Here is a 1,743-nt window from a genome sequence, read left to right on the forward strand (position 1 = left end):
TGTGYGGCCGCGCAGCCGACCCGTGGCCTGAACTTCGGCCTGAACTTCGCGCAGGCGCTGCGCGATGCCGCTCACTTGCACTTGTAGGGCTTGCCGACCATGCCGATCGCCCGCGGGGCGACGCTGCCGTTGAACTGGTCCATGTCGGCAATGCGTGAGCGGAAGATCTCGACGCAGGTGTTGCCGCGGCGCATGACGGTGCGGCGGTCCCCGAGTGCGCCGACAGCCTGGGAGCGGTTCTCGCCGGTGCTTTCCTCGACCCAGGCGCCTGCCCCGCCGGTGGCGTCAGCGATGCGGTCCTCGAACGTCGGCCGCGCCGTGTTGCTGCGCGGGTCGCTCAGCGCCGGGTTGCGTGCGGCGGCTGACGACGCGGCATAGCCGGGCGGCAGAGTCAAGCGCAGCGCCGTGCGTGGCGGCTCGGCCGGTGCCGTGGTGGCAGGAACGGTTTCGGCCGGCGCGGTGGGCGCAGGGATGGCGGCGCCAGGCGCCTCGGTCCTGAAGGGCAGGGGCGCGATGTCGGGAAGCTCGGGCTCCGGCTTGCGCGGCACTGGGGCGATGGACGGCGCAGGCGGCGGCGCCTGCTGCAGGCGTGGCGCCAGCAGGCGCACCGTCGTCACGCGCCGCTCGCCGGGGTGGTGCAGCGGTGGCGGCCGGTGCRGCCACAGCGCGGCCAGCAAGGCCAGGTGCAGCCCGCCAACCAGGCCGCGCGCGATCCAGCGGTGGTTCATGCCTTACAGCTTGACGCTGAGCTTGCTGCTGGCCGGTGGCAGCAGCCGGGCCGCGTCGGGCCAGCTCTCCTGGCCGGTCAGCAATGTGCAGGGGCGGCCCTTCTCGCCGGGCTTGGCGTCTGGGTCGCGCTCGCCCACTGCCTGAGGCAGCGGCAAGCCGAGCAGTTGGCCACTCTCACGCCACTCCAGCTCCCAGGTGGGCGTGGCCGAGCACACGCGCACGGCTTCGATGCGCGGGAACAGCCAGCGCAAGTACCAAGGCAGCAGTTCCTCGCGCAATGTGCGCGCGACGCGCAAGGTCTGGCGCACCTTGGCCATCGTCAGCTGTTCGGGCGGAACGGTCAGCTCGATGGTGCCGCGCACGGCCATCTGGCCCTTGGGCGCGTTGGTCGCGAAGTCGGCCGTCCTGGCCTCGGCCTCGGGCAGCAGGGGCAGGTCGAAGCGGCCCTCGCCGTCGACCGGGATCGGGTGGTCGGCCTCGTCGCTTCGCACCACCATGCGTAGCTCAGGCAGAGGCAGTTTGGTCTTCTCGGCGTCGACCTTGAAGTCCATGCGGAACAGCCCCTCGCCGTGCTTGCTCAGCTTGGTCAGCAGCTCGTTGATGCGCGCATAGGGCAGCACGCTCTTGTCGCGCTTGAGGTCGGTCTGGACGGGCGGCAGGACTTCGGTCTGCGCGTGGGCGGCGCAGGCCGCGAGCAGCAGGCAAGGGATCAGAAAGCGCATGGGCAGGAAGCAGGTCAGGGTTCTTCGGGCGGCTCGGGGCCGGGTTCCCAGGCGAGCAGATCGCCCGGCTGGCATTGCAGGGCGTCGCAGATGCGCGCCAGCGTGTCGAAGCGCACGCCACGCACCTTGCCGCTCTTGAGCAGGGACAGGTTGGCCTCGGTGATGCCCACGCGCTCCGCCAGCTCGCGCGAGCGCATCTTGCGGCGCGCGAGCATGACGTCGAGGGTGACGACGATGGGCATCAGACGAACTCGGCGTTCTCGTCGGCGACTCGCGCGGCTTCGTGCAGCAC

General features: G+C 71.2%; 3 protein-coding genes. All 3 read right to left on the minus strand.

The genetic code is table 11. The features are described from left to right. Nucleotides 1-71: 71 nt before the first annotated feature. The 3 genes from AC1DU6_RS29995 to AC1DU6_RS30005 are packed head-to-tail and all read right to left on the minus strand — an operon-like array spanning nt 72 to nt 1,693. Complete coding sequence (locus tag AC1DU6_RS29995; RefSeq protein WP_477861684.1) at nt 72-728, minus strand: hypothetical protein; 657 nt, start codon at nt 726-728, stop codon at nt 72-74. Between the two features lie 3 nt (nt 729-731). After that, the gene (locus AC1DU6_RS30000; protein WP_056198656.1) at nt 732-1,451 is read right to left on the minus strand and encodes a hypothetical protein; all 720 of its coding nucleotides are present in this window, start codon (nt 1,449-1,451) and stop codon (nt 732-734) included. Between the two features lie 14 nt (nt 1,452-1,465). Then, complete coding sequence (locus tag AC1DU6_RS30005; protein WP_056198653.1) at nt 1,466-1,693, minus strand: helix-turn-helix domain-containing protein; 228 nt, start codon at nt 1,691-1,693, stop codon at nt 1,466-1,468. Nucleotides 1,694-1,743 lie beyond the last annotated feature (50 nt).

It is taken from the genome of Roseateles sp. P5_B10 (genome assembly GCF_056400485.1).

What these genes read in the sequence shown, in the direction of transcription:
- AC1DU6_RS30000 (WP_056198656.1), bottom strand. Translation starts at nt 1,451, where the DNA reads ATGCGCTTTCTGATCCCTTGCCTGCTGCTCGCGGCCTGCGCCGCCCAC.
- AC1DU6_RS30005 (WP_056198653.1), bottom strand. Translation starts at nt 1,693, where the DNA reads ATGCCCATCGTCGTCACCCTCGACGTCATGCTCGCGCGCCGCAAGATG.